Below are 18448 nucleotides of genomic sequence, written 5' to 3'. Positions count from 1 at the left end.
AACGAAATGACCCATACCTCTTACGCTTCCCGGCTTCGTCGAGCCGGGTTCCGAGTCGCCGTTCCGGTCGTCGCGTTGGCGCTGATTCTCGGTGGGTGCACCTCCGACACCAGTGTCGAGTCGGGATCGAGCTCGATCGGCGCCGTCAACGACATCAACCCAGTCGAGCGCGACGGGCTCCGCGACGGCGGCAACCTGCGGCTGGCGCTGACCGGCTTTCCGCCGACCTTCAACAGCATGCATGTCGATGCCGACGGCGAAGTCAGCGACCTCACCGGCTGGGCGCTGCCCGGCACGATCAACTCCGACGCCGCGGGCAACCTGACGATCGACCACAACTACTACATCGACGTCCAGCTCACCAACACCAATCCGCAGCAGATCGTCTACACGATCAACCCGAAGGCCGTCTGGTCCGATGGTTCGCCGATCACCTGGGAAGACCTCCGCGCCCAGGCGAACGCGCTGAGCGGGCGCGACCCTGGTTTCAAGATCTCGGCCAGCCAGGGGTACAGCAGTGTCGAGAAGGTGGAGCGAGGCGTCGACGACCGCCAGGCGATCGTCACGTTCGCCGAGCACTACGCGGAATGGAAGGGCCTGTTCAACCCGCTGTACCCGCGGCAGATGACCGAGACGCCGCAGGCCTTCGAGGACATGTACCGCACCGAGATGCCGCTCTCGTCGGGTCCGTTCCTCATCTCCTCGATCGACCGCGCCCAGCAGCGGATCGTGCTGAGCCGCAATCCGAAGTGGTGGGGCGACACGCCCAAGCTGGACACCGTCACCTACAGCGTCCTCGCCAACGAGGCGCGCTTGAACGCGCTGCAGAACAACGAGCTCGACGTGACCGGACTCAGCGGCATCGACGAGGTCACCACCGCGACGGGCACCCCCGGTATCAAGGTGCGCCGGGCGCCGGCCAACCGGTTCTCGCACTTCACCTTCAACGGTGCGCCGGGCTCGATCCTCGAGGATCCGAAACTGCGGATCGCGATCTCCAAGGGCATCGACCGTCAGGCCATCGCCACCGCCACTCAGCAGGGCATCGTGAGCGATCCGAAGCCACTGAACAACCACCTGTTCCTCGTCGGGCAGAAGGGCTATCAGGACAACGCGCAGTCGGTGGCCTACGACCCGGCCGAGGCCGCGCGCATGCTCGACGAGCTGGGCTGGAAGCTGAACGGTGACGTCCGGGAGAAGAACGGCCGCAAGCTCGAGATCCGCGATGTGATGTACCAGGCCGACACCTGGACGCAGATCGCGCAGATCGCGCAGCAGAACCTCGCGGCGATCGGCGTGAAGCTGATCATCGAAACCTATCCGGGCAGTGGACTTTTCACCGACGTGATCGATCCCGGCAATTTCGATATCGCCCAGTTCGTCTGGTCGAAGAGCATTTTCCCGCTCGGCGCGCTCCCGCAGATCTACGCATACGACCCGGCGAACCCGCTGAGCAACAAGGGCCGGATCGGTTCACCCGAACTCAATGCCCTGATCAAGGAGATCATCGCCGAACTCGACCCCGAGAAGGCGATCGAACTCGCGAACAAGGCCGATCGAATGATCTTCGAGGAAGGCTTCTCCCTGCCCATCGTGCAATCCGCGGGTACGGTCGCGGCGCGGGAAACCCTCGCGAACTACGGTGCGCCTGGACTGGCGTCCTACGACTACACCAAGGTCGGATTCGTCAAGTAGCCAGACGTCCTGCTCGTGCAGCGAAGACTCGGAAAGGAGCGAACCATGCGGATTCGTTCAATGACCACCCGGCTGGCGATTCCACTGGTCATCGTCGGTTTGATCGCCACCGGGTGCGGCTCGGGCGATACCCCTTCGCCGACGGGCGAGGCAGCGCTCGGCACCACCAATGACATCAATCCCAAGGATGTCAGTGAGCTGCGTGACGGCGGAAATCTGCGGTTGGCGACCAGCGCGCTGCCGCAGAACTGGAACGCGCAACATATCGACAGCGACGCTGAGGGCGCCGCGATCCTGCGGCCGACGATGCCACGGGCCTTCACGACCGACGCCAGCGCCGAACTCTCGATCAATACCGACTACTTCACCGATATCTCGCTGACCGCGACGGAACCGCAACAGGTGGTGACGTACACGATCAACCCGAAAGCCGTGTGGTCGGACGGCACGCCGATCACCTGGGAGGACATCGCCTCCCAGGCGAATGCGCAGAGCGGTAGGGACAAGTCCTATCTGGTCGGCAACATCAGTGGTTTCGACCGGATCGAGAAGGTCGAGCGCGGTGTCGACGACCGACAGGCCGTCGTAACATTCAACAAGCACTACGCCGAGTGGCGCGGCCAGTTCGCGGGGAACTCGTTCCTCTACCCGAAGTCGGTGACCAGCAGCCCCGAGGCATTCAACAAGAGCCTGGTGAACGGGCCGGGGCCGTCGGCCGGGCCGTTCATCGTGCAGTCCGTCGACCGCGGGCAGGGACGCGTCGTCCTCGGCCGGAATCCGAACTGGTGGGGTGCCACGCCCAAGCTCGACACGATCACCTTCAGTGTGCTCGACAGCGCCGCTCGCCTGCCCGCCCTGCAGAACAACGAGATCGACGCGGTCGGGCTGGCCGACATCAACGAGGTACAGACCGCGCGCGGCACCGCGGGCATCGCCATTCGCCGCGCGCCGAGCAACCAGTGGTCGCATCTGACCTTCAACGGCGCGCCGGGTTCCATTCTGGAAGAACCCGGTGTCCGCGTGGCGATTTCGAAGGCGATCGACCGCCAGGGCATTGTGAACGCCATTCAGAACGGCCTGGTCCAGGATCCGAAACCGCTCAACAACCATGTCTTCGTGGCGGGCCAGAAGGGTTATCAAGACAACAGTCTCGGCTTCGACCCCACGGCGGCGGCCAAGGAACTCGACGCCCTCGGCTGGAAACTCAACGGTGATGTGCGCGAGAAGAACGGGCGTCGGCTCGAGATCCGCGACGTGATGTACCAATCCGATACCTGGGTCAACATCGCGCAGATCATCCAGCAGAATCTCGCCCAGATCGGCGTGAAGCTGAACATCGAGACCAAGCCCGGTGCCGGCTTCTTCAGCGAGAACATCATCCCGGGCAATTTCGACGTGGGTCAGTGGAGCTGGGTCGGCGATCCCTTCCCGCTCAGCAGCATCTCCCAGGTGTTCGGCCTGTACCCGGATGACGTGCAGGGCAATTACGGCCGGATCGGTTCCCCGGAGCTCAACGCGCTGATCGAGCAGACGGTTTCCGAGCTCGACCCAGCCAAGGCGATCGAACTGGCGAATCAGGTCGATCGGAAGGTGTTCGAAGAAGGCCATTCCATTCCGCTGATGCAGGTCGCCGGGAATATCGCCGTGCGCGACACCCTCGCCAATTACGGCGCGGCGGGCCTGGCCTCCCTCGACTACACCAAGATCGGTTTCGTGAAGTAGTAGTGCCGAGTTCCGGCCCGGCGCGCGCGCTCACCTATCCGCTGCTCGTCACGTGCGGCACCCTCGCGGTCATCGCCGCGTGGGTGCCGTTCGCGGATCTGGATCAGGTGAGCGCGCTGGCCGTGGTCGCGGTCGGGGTGGTGGGGTTCACGGCGTATCAGCTGGGGCTGGCGTTCGGGGTGGTGCCGAGTGGGCTGGTCGCGCGGGGGCGGGTCGGTGGGCGGCGGGTACGGCAGCAGCATCGGCTGGTGAGCCGGTCGTGGTTGGAGATCACCAGTGGTGATCGGATGGTGTGGCAGCCGGTGTTCTACGACCCGGAGCTGTCCACACTCACCCCCACCCAGCTGGAACTGTCCGACCGCGCCATCCGCACGGGCGAGCTGCGCTTCTATCCCAGCGGCCGCGTCCGCACCACCGAACCCACCGGCAAGCTCATCGACAACCCGACCCGCCCCGCCCCCGTCCCCACCTTCACCCCACTGCGCCGCCTCCTCCTCGACAGCCAACCCGCCGTCGCCGCCCCCTTCTTCGCCCTCCTCTGGATCTACGTCATGAACGGCGGCCTCACCACCTTCCTCGGCACCACCACCGTCGCCGCCACCACCTTCACCTGGCTCTCCGCCATCCGAGGTTCAGACCCGTCCTGACCGGTGCCATCCACGCTGCGCGGAAAACCAGTACCGGTCATCGCCATGATCCGGCGATCATCTTCTGTATGACCGACTGGCAGTTGCGGATACCTCTGAGTGAGTTACGCAAATCCATGGAATTGCTCATGGACTATGTCGAGGCCGCTACCTGCGGGGAGACCCTCCACCTGGACAACGAATACTTCTGGTCGATCCCGTAGGACGAGCTGTACGACCTCAACCGCACGCCTCCCAACCTGACGGTGGGCCATGAGTCCCCTTGGTATGCGACGCCGAGGGACTCGACCGACCGATCTGACGACGGTTCAACTACGTAGTCGAGCAGCTCCTGAGCGAGCCGCGGCTTTGAGTCCTCATGGCGGAGCACAGGTCACCTCTCGTGGTCGCGCCGCTATCCCGACCGGATATCGCGTTGCTGGACCTCCGGCAGCACCCGGCTCACCGTCGCGAAATCCGCGTCGGCGTGCAGCACAGACAGGCCGTGGTGGATCGCGGTGGCACAGACGATCAAGTCGACCACTCCCGCCGAGCGGTGCTGACCACGCTGGGTGAGTTTGTACTGCGCGGTATCGACCCATCGCCAGGCCGATTTGGGAGCTGGGGCGAGCGCGCACAGGTCATCGATGTCGGTAGCCAGCTCGTCGCGGTCGGCCGGGCTTGTCGCCGAGTACAAGAACTCCGTGCGGGTCGCCTCACAGATCCGGAACGCACCCGCCTCGATTTCCGGTTGCCAGGCCGCGAATACGTCCGGATCACGGAACAGCCGCCAAAGTCCCGAAGCGTCCAGTAGGTAGCGGATCACTCGCCGACCTGTTTGCGGGCAGCCTTCTCCTTGTCGCGGGTCGCCGCCGCGCTGTCGAAATCGCCGCGTTGACCGCGCTCGAACAGTCGCTGGGCCGCTTCGACTCGACGTACCCGCTGTACGTAATCGCGCAATGCCGCATTGACGGTGTCCTTCTTGGTCGAGGAACCCATCAACCGCATGGCCTCCCTGAGGGCGTCGTCGTCCAGATCGATCTGCGTGACAGTCATCGCACACCTCCTGTATTCAATGTATCTAACTTGCCCATAGTGTCAACATTGAGAACTGGTCTGACCACTTGACCTCTTGACCTGTTGGAGGGATTATCGGGGTATGGCATGGACTCCTGTGGTGAAGCGCTCGGTTTCCGGGGATGTGTTCGAGCAGATCGCGGGGGAAGTGCTGGGTGGGGAGTTGGTGGCGGGGAGTACCTTGCCGAGTGAGCGGCAGTTGGCTGAGGCGTTGGGGGTTTCCCGGCCTGCGGTGCGGGAGGCTTTGCAGCGGTTGGCGGCGGCGGGGCTGGTGTCGGTGCGGCAGGGAGAAGCGACCACCGTGCTCGACTATCGGCGCAGCGCTGGGCTGGAAGTGTTGCCTCGCTTGCTGCTCCGGGGGGACACGATCGATCCGGCGGTGGCGCGGAGCATTCTCGAGGCGCGCGGGCACAATGGGCCCAAGATCGCCGAGCTGGCTGCCGCGCGGGTCCGGTCGAGCCGGGCCGACTCCCAGGTCGCGGAGGGACTGACCGCGCTCCACGCATCCGTGGAAACCCTTGTCGCCGAGCACGATCCCATCGCGCAGCAACGCATCGCCCTCGAATTCTGGGACCACGTCCTGGATCTCGCGGATTCGATCGCGTTCCGGCTGATGTATTCCATGCTGCGCGCCGCCTACGAACCCGCGTTGGCCGCGCTCGCGCCGATCATGGCCGCCGAGGTCGGCAATGGTGACGCGTATCGAGACCTGGCCGCCGCGATCGACGCGGGCGAGCCGGAACGGGCCGCCGAATCCGCGCGCGCACTGCTCGCGCCGGCGACCACCGCTCTCATCCACGCCCTCGACGGGGCGTGATCCACCCGAGGAATCGCTATGAATGACCGTCCGACAACGACGTCGCACGACAACGACCCCATCGAGAAGACCGCGCAGGGCACGTCACCGGCCGACGGCGGACGAGCCCGGAAGCCCGATGCCGGCGGACGGACAGGCGCGTCGGGATCGAACCCACCTCGCGTCGTCCGCCGCGGCGCCTCACTGGGCGAGATGGCGCGCGAGTTCGTCCGCCACCCCTCGCCCTGGATGATCGCCGCCGTCCTCGTCGCCGCGCTGGCCGCGCGAATCGTGGTGGGCGACTGGCAAATCACCGACGCGCTGGTCCCCCTGATCATCGTCGGCACCTTCCCGGTGACGGAGTGGATCATCCACGTCACCGTCCTGCACTGGCGACCGCGACACGTCGGCCCGCTCACCATCGACAGCGAACTGGCGAGCAAACACCGTGCGCACCACACGGATCCGCGCGACATCCCCTTGGTCTTCATCCCGACCAGATCGCTGATCTACACGATCATCGCCCTGGTCGCCGTCGCCCTACTGGCCTTCCCCCGCCTCGGCCTCGGCCTGACCTTCCTGCTGACGATCACCACCCTGGGCCTGCTCTACGAGTGGACCCACTACCTGATCCACACCGACTACAAGCCAGAACACGCTCTCTACCGGGCGATCTGGCGCAACCACCGCCACCACCACTACAAGAACGAGCACTACTGGTTCACCGTCACCACCTCGGGCACCGCCGACCGCCTCCTCGGCACCGCCCCCGACCCGGCCACGGTCCCCACCTCCCCCACCGCCCGCCACCTTCACGGGCAGTAGTTCTCGCCGCTTCCCGTGCCCGCCGATGGGGCGTAGCATATAAGCTACGCCCCATCCGTAGCGACAGAATGAGGAGGTCAACGAGCAATGAGTGACCAGAGCGTGTTCTGGGCAGACCTGGCCGAAGACCTCAACGACCCCGAGTTCCTGCGCGAGTTCGTTTTGGAGGCGGTTCGCATCAAAACCGTCGACTCGATCATCAACGCGCTGGACCAGGCGCGGACCGAGTCGGCCCTGACCAAGGCAGAGCTGGCGCGCGCGATGTCGACCGAACCGTCGACTATCCGCCGTCTACTCAGTTCACCGAAGAACCCAACGCTGCGGACCGTGACCGAAGCCGCTGCGGCGCTGGGCTTTCGACTCACACTCGAACGACTCGACGAACCGGGGCGCGACCTCCTGACCGCAGCGCTGACCTCGGGCCGGGCGCGCGATCTCGCAGGACTCGAGGCCGCGGTCGGGCAATTCGACCGCGCACACTGCTAACCGACCGACCGGGGGTTAATCGCTGCGTACTCAGCTCCCAGTTCACGTATCGCCTGGTAATCAGCCGCCGAAAGAGTTGTGCCGTAGGCCTTCGTCAGCCCGCCGATGACCACCAACAGCGGCTTGTCTCGCCCGATCGCCTCATAGTCGAGTCGGCAGAACACCCGGTGGTGCGGGGGAGTTCTCGCGGACGGCGGTGACGATGGCGCCGTCGATGAGGAGGGCGAGTTCGGGGGCGAGGGTGGTGGGGTCGGGTTGGCCTGCCGCGGTGAGGAGTTCGGTGAGGTAGGCGATGACGCGGCGTTTGTGCCGGTCGGCCACCTGGTGCGCGGGGGCCGTCGGGTCGGCGACCTCGATCATCGTGTTGATGAAGGCGCCGCCGCGGAAGTCGTTGCGGGCGAAGCGCTCCGCGAGGGCGGTGAAGACGGCCAGCGGGCGCGCGGCCGGGTCGTCGACGGATTAGACCGAGATGCGCAGCCAGTCGAGCCACCGTATGCCGCGATGGCGAACAGCCCGGCGACCCTACGGGGTATCTGGGGCTGCGGGCGCTGAGCTCGGGCGCGCTCGACGCAAGGACCCTGGAGCAACTCGCCCTGCTGATCGCCGCCGACAACGGCTGCGAGTACCGCGTCTCGGCGCACACGATGCGCGCGAAGAAGATGGGCTTCACGCCCGCGGCGATCGCGGCGACACGGGCGGCCACCGCCGACGACCCACATACCGAAGCGGTCCTGCGATTCGCTCGCGCGGTACTCCGCACCGGCGGCCGGGTCACCGATGAGCAGCTGGCCGCGGCCAGGGTGAACGGCGTCGGCGACGGCGAGCTGGCCGAAGCGGTCGGCCATGTGGCACTCAACGTGCTGTCGAACTACTCCAACCATGTCGCCCGCTCTGAGCTGGACTTTCCCCGCGTTGCCACGACGCCGGCGATGCCATCGACCTGGCGGTCCACCGATACCGTCCCTGGTCGACGGCTACACGCTGCGGACCGCCGACGGTGACACCGCCGACACGGTCCACGACGCGCGGATCGCCATCGAGGGCGGCTTCGCGCACATCAAGGTCGCCGGCTACGAGCCGGTGCAGGTGGTCTCCGCACCCGCCGTCGCACTGATCACCTATCGCCCCGAATCCTGATCCCGCGCAGCACGAAATGCCCGATCCACCCTGTCGCGGGTCGGGCATTTCGCTGTGGGAATCCTTTCCGCTGGAGTCTTGACAGATTAATACCCTAGGGGGGTATGGTACCGGGCACGAGACGCTCTCCGCTCGAAAGGACGAAAGTCGTGACCACACAATCGGTATCCACCAGGAAGTGGTGGGCGCTGGCGGTGATCGCCGCCGCGCAGTTCATGGTCATCATGGACACCTCGATCATCGGGATCGCGCTGCCCAAGATGCAGGCCGAACTCGGCTTCACGCCGGGCAATCTGACCTGGGTCTTCAATGCCTACGTAGTCGCCTTCGGCGGCCTGCTGCTGCTCGGCGGCAGGCTCTCCGACCTGCTCGGCGCGCGCCGGGTGTTCGGGGCGGGCTGGCTCGTGCTCGCGGTCGGCTCCGTGCTGGCGGGCGCCGCCGGGACGGTCGGGCTCGAATTGGCGGGCCGGGCGATCCAGGGCGCGGGCGCCGCGCTGATCGCGCCCTCGGCACTGACGCTGTTGATGATGCTGTTCGGCGGGTCGCCGGGTGAACTCACCAAGGCGCTCGCCGTGTACGGCGCGGCCGCGCCCGCGGGCGGTACGGCCGGGGTGTTCCTCGGTGGCGTGATCACCGAATACATCAGCTGGCCTTGGGTTTTCTACATCAACATCCCGATCGCCGCGCTCGCGCTGATCGCAATTCCGCTGCTGATGCCCGCCGCCCCGGCGCGCAAGGGCTCCATCGACATCGCCGGATCCGTCACCGTGACGGCCGGTTTGGCCGCCGCCGTCTACGCCATCGTGCAGGCGCCGGAAGTGGGCTGGGCTTCGGGTCAGACCTGGGGCGTGCTGGCGCTGGCCGCCGCGCTGCTCGCCGGATTCGTCGTCATCCAGTCGCGCCGCAGCGAACCGCTGATGCGGTTGAGCATCTTCCGCGCGCCGAACCTCGCCGCCGCCAACTTCGCCCAGTTCGCCCTGGCCGCCGCGTGGGTGCCGATGTGGTTCTTCCTCAACCTGTACCTGCAGCAGGTGCTCGGCTATAGCGCGTTCCCGTCCGGCGCGGCGCTGCTGCCGATGACCACGCTGATCATGCTCGGCATGGTGGTGCTCGCCCCGAAGGCGATGCAGCGCTTCGGCGCCAAGCCGATGATCGTCACCGGCCTGATCGTGCTCGGGATCGGCCTGGGGATCATGTCGCTGGTGCGGCCCACCGGCAACTTCTGGGTCGACGTGCTGCCCGCCTCCCTGGTGGCCGCAGGCGGTATGTCGCTGGCCTTCATCCCCTCGCTCGGCACCGCCATCTCGGCGGCGCGACCGGAGGAGGGCGGGCTCGCCTCGGGCATCGTCAACGTGAGCTACCAGGTGGGCTCGGCCCTCGGCCTGGCCGCGATGACCGCGGTGGCGGCCGCCTTCGGCGCCGACCAGCTCGGCGACACCACGGCACTGACCGACGGCTACTCGGCCGCCTTCCTCGGCGCGGGCATCCTCGCCCTGGCGGGCGCCGCGATCACGGCGGCGGTCATGCGCGCCCCGGCCGCCGACAAGGCAGGCGCGACCGTTTGACAACGTACCCTAGGGGGGTATGGTAATGATTGAGATCGACGACGAGGAGAACACCACCATGAGCACGACCACCGTCACCGTCACCGGCATGACCTGCGGTTGCTGCACCAACAAGGTGCGCGACAAGGTCGGCGCCCTGCCCGGCGTCACCGGCGTCGATGTCGACCTGGCCGACGGCAAGGTGACCATCGAAGGCACCGAGCCCGACCGCACCGCCCTCGCCGACGCCGTCACCGCGGCCGGCTTCCAACTCGCCGACTGAACTCGAAACGGAGCATCCCGATGAACGCAACTACCAAGTTCGCCGGTTTCGCCCTCGGCCTCGCGGCGGTCTTCGGGATCGCTCTGGCCGCCGGCGCCCTGGTCGGTCCGGAACCCTCCGCACCGGCCGGGCACGGCGAGCACGAGACCGCGGCGGCCCCCGCCGACGACCTGCCCGGCGGGCTGCTGGTCACCGACAAGGGCTACACGCTGGCCCTGGACAAGACGATCACCAGCACCGCGGCGCAGGCCCCCGTCAGCTTCCGCATCCTCGACGCGACCGGTGCGCCGGTCACCGAGTATCAGACCAGCCACGACAAGGACCTGCACCTGATCGTGGTCCGGCGCGACATGGCCGGCTTCCAGCACGTGCATCCTGTGCTCGATCCGGCCGGGACCTGGACGGTTCCGCTGAACCTGAGCCGGGCCGGTGACTACCGGGTCTTCGCCGACTTCACCCCGGCCGGCGGGCCGAGCCTGACCCTCGGCGCGGATCTGCGGGTCGCGGGCAACTATGACGTACAGGCCCTGCCCGCCCCGGCCGCGACCGCGAAGGTCGGGGAGTACGAGGTCGCGCTGAACGGCACGATCACCCCCGGCGCCGGTTCGCCGGTCACCCTGTCGGTGAGCCGCAACGGCGTCCCGGTCACCGATCTGCAGCCCTACCTGGGCGCCTACGGACACCTGGTCGCCCTGCGCGCCGCCGACCTGGCCTACCTGCACGTGCACCCCGAGGGCGCTCCCGGCGACGGGGTCACCCCGGCCGGCCCCGGGATCGACTTCGTGGTGAACGCGCCGAGCGCGGGCGACTACCGCCTGTTCCTCGACTTCCAGCACCAGGGCGTCGTGCGCACCGCCGAGTTCACCGTGCGGGTCGCCCAGCCCGACGCCACGGGCGTGAGCGCCCCGGCGCCGACGAGCGCACCGGCCGAACCCGGCCACGGGCACTGACGTAGCCCGGCAGCAACCCCTCAGCAAGAATCGACATCAGGAAACGATCGGAGCATCCCATGACCGCCGTGACACACCCACCGGGCACCGGCCAGGTAGAACTGGTGATCGGTGGCATGACCTGCGCTTCCTGCGCGAACCGGATCGAGAAGAAGCTCAACAAGCTCGACGGGGTCACCGCCACGGTCAACTACGCGACCGAGAAGGCGCGCGTCGACTTCTCCGGTGACATCTCCCCCGAGGAGCTGATCGCCACCGTCGAGCAGGCCGGCTACACCGCGGCACTCCCCGCCCCGAAGCAGCCGGAGCGCACCGAGGAGACCGCCGCCGAGCCCGATCCGACCGCCTCGCTGCGGACTCGCCTGCTGGTCTCGCTGGTGCTCACCGTCCCGGTGATCGCGATGGCGATGATCCCGGCGCTGCAGTTCACCAACTGGCAGTGGCTCTCGCTGACGCTGGCCGCGCCGGTCGTGGTGTGGGGCGCGCTCCCCTTCCACAAGGCGGCCTGGACCAACCTGAAGCACGGCACCGCCACCATGGACACGCTGGTGTCGATGGGCACGCTGGCCGCGTTCGGCTGGTCGCTGTACGCCCTGTTCTGGGGCACCGCGGGCACGCCCGGCATGAAGCACCCGTTCGAATTCACCATCGCGCGGATGGACGGCACCGGCAGCATCTACCTGGAGGCCGCGGCGGGCGTCACCACGTTCATCCTGGCCGGGCGCTACTTCGAGGCCAGGTCCAAGCGCCGGGCCGGCGCGGCGCTGAAGGCGCTGCTCGAGCTCGGGGCCAAGGACGTGGCGGTGCTGCGCGACGGTGTCGAGACGCGAATCCCGGTGGAGCAGTTGGCCGTCGGTGACGAATTCGTGGTGCGGCCCGGCGAGAAGATCGCCACCGACGGCGTCGTGAGCGAGGGCAGCTCGGCGGTCGACGCGTCCATGCTGACCGGTGAGTCGGTGCCGGTGGAGGTCGGCGCGGGTGACGCCGTCACCGGCGCGACCGTCAATGTCGGCGGGCGACTCCTGGTGCGCGCCACCAGGATCGGCTCCGACACCCAGCTCGCCCAGATGGCGCAGCTGGTCGAGGACGCGCAGACCGGCAAGGCCCAGGCCCAGCGCCTGGCCGACAAGATCTCCGGCATCTTCGTGCCGATCGTCATCGCGCTGGCCGTGGCCACCCTCGGCTTCTGGCTCGGCACCGGCGGCGCGATCGCGGCGGCCTTCACCGCCGGTGTCGCGGTGCTGATCATCGCCTGCCCGTGCGCCCTCGGCCTGGCCACCCCGACCGCGCTGATGGTCGGCACGGGGCGCGGAGCCCAGCTCGGCATCCTGATCAAGGGCCCCGAGGTGCTGGAATCGACTCGCAAGGTCGACACCATCGTGCTGGACAAGACCGGCACCGTCACCACCGGCAAGATGACCCTGCTCGACGTGCTGCCCGCCGAAGGCGAGGAGCGCGGCCGGGTGCTGGAACTGGCCGGCGCGCTGGAACATTCGTCGGAGCACCCGATCGCGCAGGCGATCGCCAAGGGCGCGCAGGACGAGTTCGGCACGCTGCTGCCAGTGGAGGGCTTCGCCAATGTCGAGGGTCTCGGCGTGCAGGGCGTGGTGAACGGGTCCGCGGTGATCGTGGGCCGGGCTCGACTGCTGGCCGACTGGTCGCAGCCGCTGCCGGAGCACCTGGAAACCGCGATGGCGGAGGCGGAGTCGGCGGGCAAGACCGCGGTCGCCGTCGGCTGGGACGGTAAGGCGCGCGGCGTCCTCGTGGTCGCCGACGCGGTGAAGCCGACCTCGGCGCAGGCCATCGCGCAGTTCCGCGAACTCGGCCTCACCCCGATCCTGCTGACCGGCGACAACGCGCGCGCGGCCCGCACCATCGGCGACGAGGTGGACATCGACGAGGTGATCGCGGAGGTGCTGCCGCAGGACAAGGTCGACACCGTCAAGCGGCTGCAGGCCGAGGGCAAGGTCGTCGCGATGGTCGGTGACGGCGTCAACGACGCGGCCGCCCTGGCGCAGGCCGATCTCGGGCTGTCGATGGGCACCGGCACCGATGTCGCCATCGAGGCCAGCGACCTGACCCTGGTCCGCGGCGACCTGCGCGCCGCCGCCGACGCGATCCGGCTGTCCCGGCGCACCCTGGCCACGATCAAGGGCAACCTGTTCTGGGCCTTCGCCTACAACGTGGCCGCGATCCCGCTGGCCATGGCCGGCCTGCTCAACCCGATGCTGGCGGGCGCCGCGATGGCGTTCAGCTCGGTCTTCGTGGTGAGCAACAGCCTGCGCCTGCGCCGCTTCAAGTCGACGGCACAGTAGTCCCTCCACGAAACGGGCGGGGCGGCAGATCGATTGCCGCCCCGCCCGTTCGCGTCTTGTGACTCGGATCACTCTTGTGGTTGACCTCGGGTCAGGGTGGAGCCTCGTTTCAGCGGCACAGAGCCGGAGCAGCTGAATCGAGGAGAGACATCATGGGTACCAAAGACATTGCGCGACAGGATCTGCAGCGGATCATCGACGAGACCGTCGAGGCCGGGTTCCTCGCGGTGTCGCTGCGGGTGAGCGACGAGCAGGGTGAATGGGTCGGCAGCGCCGGCCGTGCCGAGCTCGACGGGACGGCGCTGCCGCCGGTCGACGGGCACGTGCGGATCGGCAGCAATACCAAGACCTTCACCGCCACCGTGGTCCTGCAGCTGGTCGCCGAGGGCAAGATCGAGCTGGACGCGCCGGTGCTGCGGTACCTGCCCGAATTCGCGTTCGACGAGCGGATCACCGTGCGCATGGTGTTGCAGCACACCAGCGGAGTGTTCAACTTCACCGGCGAGTTCTACGAGGACGGCACCGTCGTCCCGGGCATCCCCTCGACCATCGCCGGGAAGGAGTGGGCCGACCTCCGGTTCGAGACCTACCTGCCGGAAGACCTTGTCACGCTGGCCCTGTCGAAGCCGGCGCGGTTCGCGCCGGGGACCGGGTGGAGCTACTCCAACACCAATTACGTCATCGCCAGGCTGCTGGTGGAGAAGGTGACCGGCAATTCCCTTGCCGCCGAGATGGATCGGTTGATCATCGGCCCGCTCGGGCTCACCGGCACCGTCGTCCCGGGCACCTCGACGGAACTGCCCGAGCCGCACCCGCACGCCTACTACCGCTACGCCGACGGCGACGAGCAGCGCACGATCGACGTCACCGAGCACAATCCCTCCTGGGTGGCCACCGGCGGCGACATGATCTCGACGACCGAGGACCTGCGCACCTTCATCACCGCGCTGGTGGGCGGCAAGCTCGTGCCCGAGGCGCTGCTGGCCGAGATGTACACCACCCACGACACCGGCATCCCGAACATGGGATACGGACTCGGGGTCTTCGTGCAGCGGACCGCCGGTGGAACCACCCTCATCACCCACAACGGCGGCATCGCGGGGTACGCGGCCCTGATGTTCAGCACGCCCGACGGGAGCCGGACCATGACCGCGTACCTGACCTGCGTCGACAATGCCGAGATGACGATCGCGCCCGCGTTCCAGGTCGCGCAGAAGGCGCTGATCGAGGCGGTGTTCGACGGAAACCCGGTGGCGGACAAGGCAAGCTGAACCCATGCGGAACGGGGTCACGATCGGGCAGGCGGCGGCGTTCGTCGGTGTCACGGTGAAGACGGTGCGGCACTATCACAAGCTCGGCCTGGTCGCCGAGCCCGACCGGGACAGCTCGGGCTACCGGCGCTACGGGTCCGCGGAGCTGTTGCGGCTGGTCAAGGTCAGGACACTGGCCGAGGCCGGGGTGCCGCTCGCCGAGATCGAGCCGCTGCTCGATGCCGACGCCGACCGGTTCGCCGCCGCGCTCACCGAGGTCGGGCGTCAGCTCAGCGCGCGCATCGACGAGCTGACCGCCCGGCGCGAGACCCTGCACCGGCTGGCCGACGGCAACCGCGCACTGCTGCCCGATCGCGCGGTGGCGCTGCTCGAACGGATGCCCGAGCTGGGGTTTCCCGCCGAGGAGGTGGCCGCGACCAGGGAAGGGTGGGTGCTGGCCAGGGCGCTGGTGCCGGAGGGTTTCGACGACTACCTGGCCGATGTCGAGAACGCGGTCGAGGACCCGGAGTACGTCGCCCTGTTCCGTCGGGGCGTCGAGGCCAGGGAATGGGACCCCGACGATCCCCGGATCGAGGAGCTCGCCACCGCCCTGGTCGCGCAACTGCTCGCCAATCCCGCGCAGCTGCGGATCGTGACCGGCCTGCAGGCGCGCACCGAAGCCGCCACCCGGTACCAGATGATCGCGCACCACGACCAGGACCAGGACACCGCGCCCGGCAGGCTCGCCGCGCTCATCGAGGCGAAGCTGCGGGCGGCCGGTGTCTACATCCCGCGACCGGGCTAGAAGAGGGTCTGGGCGTCGGCGGAGATGGTGAAGCCGTGGCCCGCCGCGTCGCACCGGATGCCCTGTTCGGTGGAGGTGCAGGCGACGCCGCGCACGACGAGCGTGTCGCCGTAGTTCAGGGTCGCGCCGCCGCCCTTGGTGGTGCCGTCGACCGGCTCGCCGACGAAGATGCCCTGGCTGGTGCACAGGAACTCCGACTTGCCGCCGACGGTGTGTACGGCGACCTTGCGGTCGGGTGCGTCGGAGCAGTTCGGCAGTTGTGGCGGAATGACATTCGCGTGCGCGAGCTGACAGCCCACCCCGAAGGGGGCGTCGGCGAGGATGCCGCACATGATGTTTCCGGTGGGTGATTGGAAGTAGAAGCTCTCGCGCTGCTGGTAGTCGCGGGCGTCGACGGTGGCGTCGTCGCGGGAGGGCAGGCCGGGGTCGGGGGCGGCCGGTGCCGGTGCGGTGGCTGAGCCGGGTACCCGGACGCCCGGTATGACGATGACCGGCGGGTCGCCGCCGGGCAGTACGGAGGTCGGGGACGCGACAGTGGTCGACGGCTGCGCGACAGTCGTCGGTGCCTGCTCCCGGTCACCGGCACAGGCGGCGAGTCCCCCGGCCATCACCGCCAGGGCGGCCACCACAACGGCTGATCTCATAAATCTCTCCCCTTCGAGGTCCCTCCCGACCCGTTCGAAGGAGAATCGGGTGAAAGCGCGCGTCCGTTTCCGAGGCGCGACGAATCGTGACCAACCCGAGGTGAGCCGGTGTCGACAGCTCAGCACGTCTGGTACGCCGCGTACGGCTCCAACATGCACGCTGAGCGGTTCGCCTACTACCGCGCCGGCGGCACCCCACCCGGCACCGATCACACCTATCCGGGGTTCCGCGACTCCACCGAGCCACTGGATACGGCAGCGCTCATTCTGCCGGGCAGCCTGTATTTCGCCTGGCAGAGCCCCGTTTGGACCGGTGGGGTCGGTTTCTACGCCCCGCGTCCCGCGGCGGGCTGGCCGATCGGCGCCGCGGCACGCGGCTATCTGCTGACCGTCGGCCAGTTCGGCGATCTCGTGGCCCAGGAGATGTATCGGGCGCCTGCGGACGACTTCGACCCCGCGCCCGTGCTGGCCGACGGATCGGTCCGCCTCGGGCCGGGCCGGTACGAGACGGTGGTGCACGCGGGTGCGCGTGACGGCATCCCCGTGCTCACCTTCACCTCGCCGTGGGACCCGGAGACGGTGCCGCTGCGCCGCCCCTCGGCGCGGTACCTCACGATGATCGGCGCCGGGCTGCGCGAAGCGCACGGCTGGGACACCGACCGCGTCGTCGAGTACCTGCGCGTGCGACCGGGTGTGGCCGAGCACTGGGACGAGGCCGACCTGCGCGGCGCCCTCCTCGGCGGGACCGGTCTCGAGCCCTAGATTTCGCCTGGGCGATCAGGGGTATCCCTCCGATGCGTGGACGTCGACCACCGGGAGCACACACGCATGGAGTGGTTCACGGCACCGGAATACTGGCAGGGCAGGCTGATCTTCCAGCGCGGCCTGGCGGTCGTCTACGCCCTGGCCTTCCTCGCGGCGGCCCTGCAGTTCCGCGCGCTGCTCGGCGAGCGGGGGATGTTGCCCATTCCACGCTACCTGGCCAGGACCCCGTTCCGCCGGGCGCCGAGCCTGTTCCATCTGCGCTACTCGGATCGGTGGTTCGCCGCCGTCGCCTGGCTCGGAGCGGCGCTCGCGGTGGCGGTCGCGCTGGGGCTGGCCGATCTGGTGCCGCTGTGGGCGGCCATGGGGCTGTGGTTCGCGCTGTGGGCGTTGTATCTGTCGATCGTCAATGTCGGGCAGGCGTGGTACGCGTTCGGCTGGGAATCGTTGCTGCTCGAGGCCGGTTTTCTGGCGATCTTCCTCGGCAACGACACGGTCGCGCCGCCGCTGCTGGTGCTGCTGGCGGCGCGCTGGCTGCTGTTCCGGGTGGAGTTCGGGGCCGGGCTGATCAAGATGCGCGGCGACCGCTGCTGGCGGGACCTGACCTGCCTGTACTACCACCACGAGACCCAGCCGATGCCGGGCCCGCTGAGCTGGTTCTTCCACCACCTGCCCAAACCGCTGCACCGGGTGGAGGTGGCGGCGAATCACTTCGCCCAGCTGATCGTGCCGTTCGGGCTGTTCGCGCCGCAGCCGGTGGCGAGCGTCGCGGCGATCATCGTCATCGTCACGCAGTTGTGGCTGGTGATCTCGGGCAATTTCGCCTGGCTGAACTGGGTGACGCTGCTGCTGGCGACCACCGCGGTCAGCGCGTATCCGTTCCTGCCCGACGCGCCGCCGGTCGCCGCACCGCCGGGATGGTTCCTCGGCGCGGTGATCGCGTTCTTCGCGATGGTGGTCGTGCTGAGCTTCTGGCCGGTGCGCAACATGCTCTCCGCCGGGCAGGCGATGAATGCCTCGTTCGACCCGTTGCACCTGGTCAACACCTATGGCGCGTTCGGCAGCATCACCCGCGTCCGGCAGGAGATCGTGCTGGAGGGCACCGACGCCGAGCACCTGGACGACGACACCGAGTGGCGCGAGTACGAGTTCAAGGGCAAACCGGGGGCCGTCGGGTTCCGTCCGCGCCAGTGGGCGCCCTATCACCTGCGGCTGGACTGGCTGATGTGGTTCGCCGCGCTCTCGCCGGCCTATGCCCGATCCTGGGCGATTCCGCTGGTCGTGCGGCTGCTCGACAACGACCGCGACACCCTGCGCCTGCTGCGGCACTGCCCCTTCCCCGACGCGCCGCCACGCTACCTGCGCGCCCGGCTCTACGAGTACCACTTCAGCACGCCCACCCAGCTGTTCCGCGAGGGGATCTGGTGGCGTCGCCGCCTGATCGGGGAGTTCCTGCCGCCGCTGAGTCACGAGCGCCTGGAACGGCGCCGACAATGAGAAAAGCCCGGCACGGCGGCCGGGCTTCTCGTTG

General features: G+C 68.2%; 20 protein-coding genes. 16 read left to right on the top strand and 4 right to left on the bottom strand.

Annotated features, from left to right (window positions below):
- Positions 1 to 6 precede the first annotated feature (6 nt).
- The 4 genes from DFR69_RS14655 (at position 7) to DFR69_RS35555 (ending at position 4267) form a co-directional block, all read left to right on the top strand.
- Entirely contained in the window at positions 7 to 1695 is a 1689-nt protein-coding gene (locus tag DFR69_RS14655; RefSeq protein ID WP_110038055.1) for an ABC transporter family substrate-binding protein, read from the top strand.
- 45 nt (positions 1696 to 1740) lie between these two features.
- On the top strand, positions 1741 to 3417 hold the full coding sequence (locus tag DFR69_RS14650) for an ABC transporter family substrate-binding protein (protein WP_110038054.1): 1677 nt from the start codon (positions 1741 to 1743) through the stop codon (positions 3415 to 3417).
- Positions 3418 to 3419: 2 nt separating this feature from the next.
- Positions 3420 to 4064 (top strand): hypothetical protein, encoded by a 645-nt coding sequence (locus tag DFR69_RS14645; protein WP_244198254.1) that lies wholly within the window; start codon positions 3420 to 3422, stop codon positions 4062 to 4064.
- 68 nt (positions 4065 to 4132) lie between these two features.
- Positions 4133 to 4267 (top strand): hypothetical protein, encoded by a 135-nt coding sequence (locus DFR69_RS35555; protein ID WP_261774621.1) that lies wholly within the window; start codon positions 4133 to 4135, stop codon positions 4265 to 4267.
- A gap of 191 nt (positions 4268 to 4458) precedes the next feature.
- Here the strand turns inward: DFR69_RS35555 and DFR69_RS14640 are convergent, their stop codons facing one another.
- Positions 4459 to 4869, bottom strand: coding sequence for a PIN domain-containing protein (locus tag DFR69_RS14640; RefSeq protein ID WP_110038053.1), 411 nt, complete (start codon positions 4867 to 4869; stop codon positions 4459 to 4461).
- Complete coding sequence (locus tag DFR69_RS14635) at positions 4866 to 5099, bottom strand: type II toxin-antitoxin system VapB family antitoxin (RefSeq protein WP_110038052.1); 234 nt, start codon at positions 5097 to 5099, stop codon at positions 4866 to 4868. The genes DFR69_RS14640 and DFR69_RS14635 overlap by 4 nt, the downstream gene beginning before the upstream one ends.
- A 103-nt stretch (positions 5100 to 5202) precedes the next feature.
- Between DFR69_RS14635 and DFR69_RS14630 the strand changes: the two genes are divergently transcribed.
- The 3 genes from DFR69_RS14630 (at position 5203) to DFR69_RS14620 (ending at position 7227) form a co-directional block, all read left to right on the top strand.
- Entirely contained in the window at positions 5203 to 5937 is a 735-nt protein-coding gene (locus DFR69_RS14630; RefSeq protein ID WP_110038051.1) for a FadR/GntR family transcriptional regulator, read from the top strand.
- Positions 5938 to 6129: 192 nt separating this feature from the next.
- Positions 6130 to 6741 carry a sterol desaturase family protein gene (locus tag DFR69_RS14625; RefSeq protein WP_110038050.1) on the top strand — a complete coding sequence of 204 codons (612 nt, stop codon included), beginning with the start codon at positions 6130 to 6132 and terminating at the stop codon, positions 6739 to 6741.
- A gap of 102 nt (positions 6742 to 6843) precedes the next feature.
- Positions 6844 to 7227, top strand: a complete 384-nt coding sequence (locus DFR69_RS14620) for a helix-turn-helix domain-containing protein (protein WP_244198253.1) — start codon at positions 6844 to 6846, stop codon at positions 7225 to 7227.
- Positions 7228 to 7368: 141 nt separating this feature from the next.
- Here DFR69_RS14620 and DFR69_RS34840 read toward each other — a convergent pair whose 3' ends face one another.
- The gene (locus DFR69_RS34840; RefSeq protein ID WP_186817439.1) at positions 7369 to 7587 is read right to left on the bottom strand and encodes a hypothetical protein; all 219 of its coding nucleotides are present in this window, start codon (positions 7585 to 7587) and stop codon (positions 7369 to 7371) included.
- Between the two features lie 98 nt (positions 7588 to 7685).
- Here DFR69_RS34840 and DFR69_RS14610 point away from each other — a divergent pair, with 98 nt between their 5' ends.
- The 7 genes from DFR69_RS14610 (at position 7686) to DFR69_RS14580 (ending at position 15511) form a co-directional block, all read left to right on the top strand.
- On the top strand, positions 7686 to 8228 hold the full coding sequence (locus DFR69_RS14610; protein ID WP_208643975.1) for a carboxymuconolactone decarboxylase family protein: 543 nt from the start codon (positions 7686 to 7688) through the stop codon (positions 8226 to 8228).
- Positions 8229 to 8513: 285 nt separating this feature from the next.
- Positions 8514 to 9929, top strand: coding sequence for an MFS transporter (locus tag DFR69_RS14605; protein WP_110038048.1), 1416 nt, complete (start codon positions 8514 to 8516; stop codon positions 9927 to 9929).
- 58 nt (positions 9930 to 9987) lie between these two features.
- Entirely contained in the window at positions 9988 to 10191 is a 204-nt protein-coding gene (locus DFR69_RS14600; protein WP_110038298.1) for a heavy-metal-associated domain-containing protein, read from the top strand.
- A gap of 20 nt (positions 10192 to 10211) precedes the next feature.
- Positions 10212 to 11141 (top strand): hypothetical protein, encoded by a 930-nt coding sequence (locus DFR69_RS14595; protein WP_110038047.1) that lies wholly within the window; start codon positions 10212 to 10214, stop codon positions 11139 to 11141.
- Between the two features lie 59 nt (positions 11142 to 11200).
- The gene (locus DFR69_RS14590; RefSeq protein ID WP_110038046.1) at positions 11201 to 13456 is read left to right on the top strand and encodes a heavy metal translocating P-type ATPase; all 2256 of its coding nucleotides are present in this window, start codon (positions 11201 to 11203) and stop codon (positions 13454 to 13456) included.
- Between the two features lie 152 nt (positions 13457 to 13608).
- Positions 13609 to 14727, top strand: a complete 1119-nt coding sequence (locus DFR69_RS14585) for a serine hydrolase domain-containing protein (protein ID WP_110038045.1) — start codon at positions 13609 to 13611, stop codon at positions 14725 to 14727.
- A gap of 4 nt (positions 14728 to 14731) precedes the next feature.
- Positions 14732 to 15511 carry a MerR family transcriptional regulator gene (locus DFR69_RS14580; RefSeq protein WP_110038044.1) on the top strand — a complete coding sequence of 260 codons (780 nt, stop codon included), beginning with the start codon at positions 14732 to 14734 and terminating at the stop codon, positions 15509 to 15511.
- On the opposite strand, the gene DFR69_RS14575 is transcribed toward DFR69_RS14580, so the two are convergent.
- The gene (locus DFR69_RS14575; RefSeq protein WP_244198252.1) at positions 15508 to 16155 is read right to left on the bottom strand and encodes a DUF6636 domain-containing protein; all 648 of its coding nucleotides are present in this window, start codon (positions 16153 to 16155) and stop codon (positions 15508 to 15510) included. The two genes, DFR69_RS14580 and DFR69_RS14575, sit on opposite strands and share 4 nt — an antisense overlap.
- Positions 16156 to 16263: 108 nt before the next feature.
- Here DFR69_RS14575 and DFR69_RS14570 point away from each other — a divergent pair, with 108 nt between their 5' ends.
- Both DFR69_RS14570 and DFR69_RS14565 read left to right on the top strand, forming a co-directional pair.
- A complete protein-coding gene (locus DFR69_RS14570) occupies positions 16264 to 16917 on the top strand; it encodes a histone deacetylase (RefSeq protein ID WP_110038043.1) in 654 nt (217 codons plus the stop codon).
- A 66-nt stretch (positions 16918 to 16983) separates the two neighbouring features.
- Positions 16984 to 18414: a lipase maturation factor family protein gene (locus DFR69_RS14565; RefSeq protein ID WP_110038296.1), complete on the top strand. Its 1431-nt coding sequence runs from the start codon at positions 16984 to 16986 to the stop codon at positions 18412 to 18414.
- The last annotated feature ends 34 nt before the right edge of the window (positions 18415 to 18448 follow it).

Source organism: Nocardia neocaledoniensis (assembly GCF_003182135.1).
In the GTDB taxonomy this organism is placed as follows: domain Bacteria; phylum Actinomycetota; class Actinomycetes; order Mycobacteriales; family Mycobacteriaceae; genus Nocardia; species Nocardia neocaledoniensis.
Note: the sequence above shows the minus strand (reverse complement) of the source record. Positions and strands in the feature narration are given on the sequence as shown.

What these genes read in the sequence shown, in the direction of transcription:
- DFR69_RS14655 (WP_110038055.1), top strand. Translation starts at nt 7, where the DNA reads ATGACCCATACCTCTTACGCTTCCCGGCTTCGTCGAGCCGGGTTCCGA.
- DFR69_RS14650 (WP_110038054.1), top strand. Translation starts at nt 1,741, where the DNA reads ATGCGGATTCGTTCAATGACCACCCGGCTGGCGATTCCACTGGTCATC.
- DFR69_RS35555 (WP_261774621.1), top strand. Translation starts at nt 4,133, where the DNA reads ATGACCGACTGGCAGTTGCGGATACCTCTGAGTGAGTTACGCAAATCC.
- DFR69_RS14635 (WP_110038052.1), bottom strand. Translation starts at nt 5,099, where the DNA reads ATGACTGTCACGCAGATCGATCTGGACGACGACGCCCTCAGGGAGGCC.
- DFR69_RS14630 (WP_110038051.1), top strand. Translation starts at nt 5,203, where the DNA reads ATGGCATGGACTCCTGTGGTGAAGCGCTCGGTTTCCGGGGATGTGTTC.
- DFR69_RS14625 (WP_110038050.1), top strand. Translation starts at nt 6,130, where the DNA reads ATGGCGCGCGAGTTCGTCCGCCACCCCTCGCCCTGGATGATCGCCGCC.
- DFR69_RS34840 (WP_186817439.1), bottom strand. Translation starts at nt 7,587, where the DNA reads ATGATCGAGGTCGCCGACCCGACGGCCCCCGCGCACCAGGTGGCCGAC.
- DFR69_RS14600 (WP_110038298.1), top strand. Translation starts at nt 9,988, where the DNA reads ATGAGCACGACCACCGTCACCGTCACCGGCATGACCTGCGGTTGCTGC.
- DFR69_RS14595 (WP_110038047.1), top strand. Translation starts at nt 10,212, where the DNA reads ATGAACGCAACTACCAAGTTCGCCGGTTTCGCCCTCGGCCTCGCGGCG.
- DFR69_RS14590 (WP_110038046.1), top strand. Translation starts at nt 11,201, where the DNA reads ATGACCGCCGTGACACACCCACCGGGCACCGGCCAGGTAGAACTGGTG.
- DFR69_RS14585 (WP_110038045.1), top strand. Translation starts at nt 13,609, where the DNA reads ATGGGTACCAAAGACATTGCGCGACAGGATCTGCAGCGGATCATCGAC.
- DFR69_RS14580 (WP_110038044.1), top strand. Translation starts at nt 14,732, where the DNA reads ATGCGGAACGGGGTCACGATCGGGCAGGCGGCGGCGTTCGTCGGTGTC.
- DFR69_RS14575 (WP_244198252.1), bottom strand. Translation starts at nt 16,155, where the DNA reads ATGAGATCAGCCGTTGTGGTGGCCGCCCTGGCGGTGATGGCCGGGGGA.
- DFR69_RS14565 (WP_110038296.1), top strand. Translation starts at nt 16,984, where the DNA reads ATGGAGTGGTTCACGGCACCGGAATACTGGCAGGGCAGGCTGATCTTC.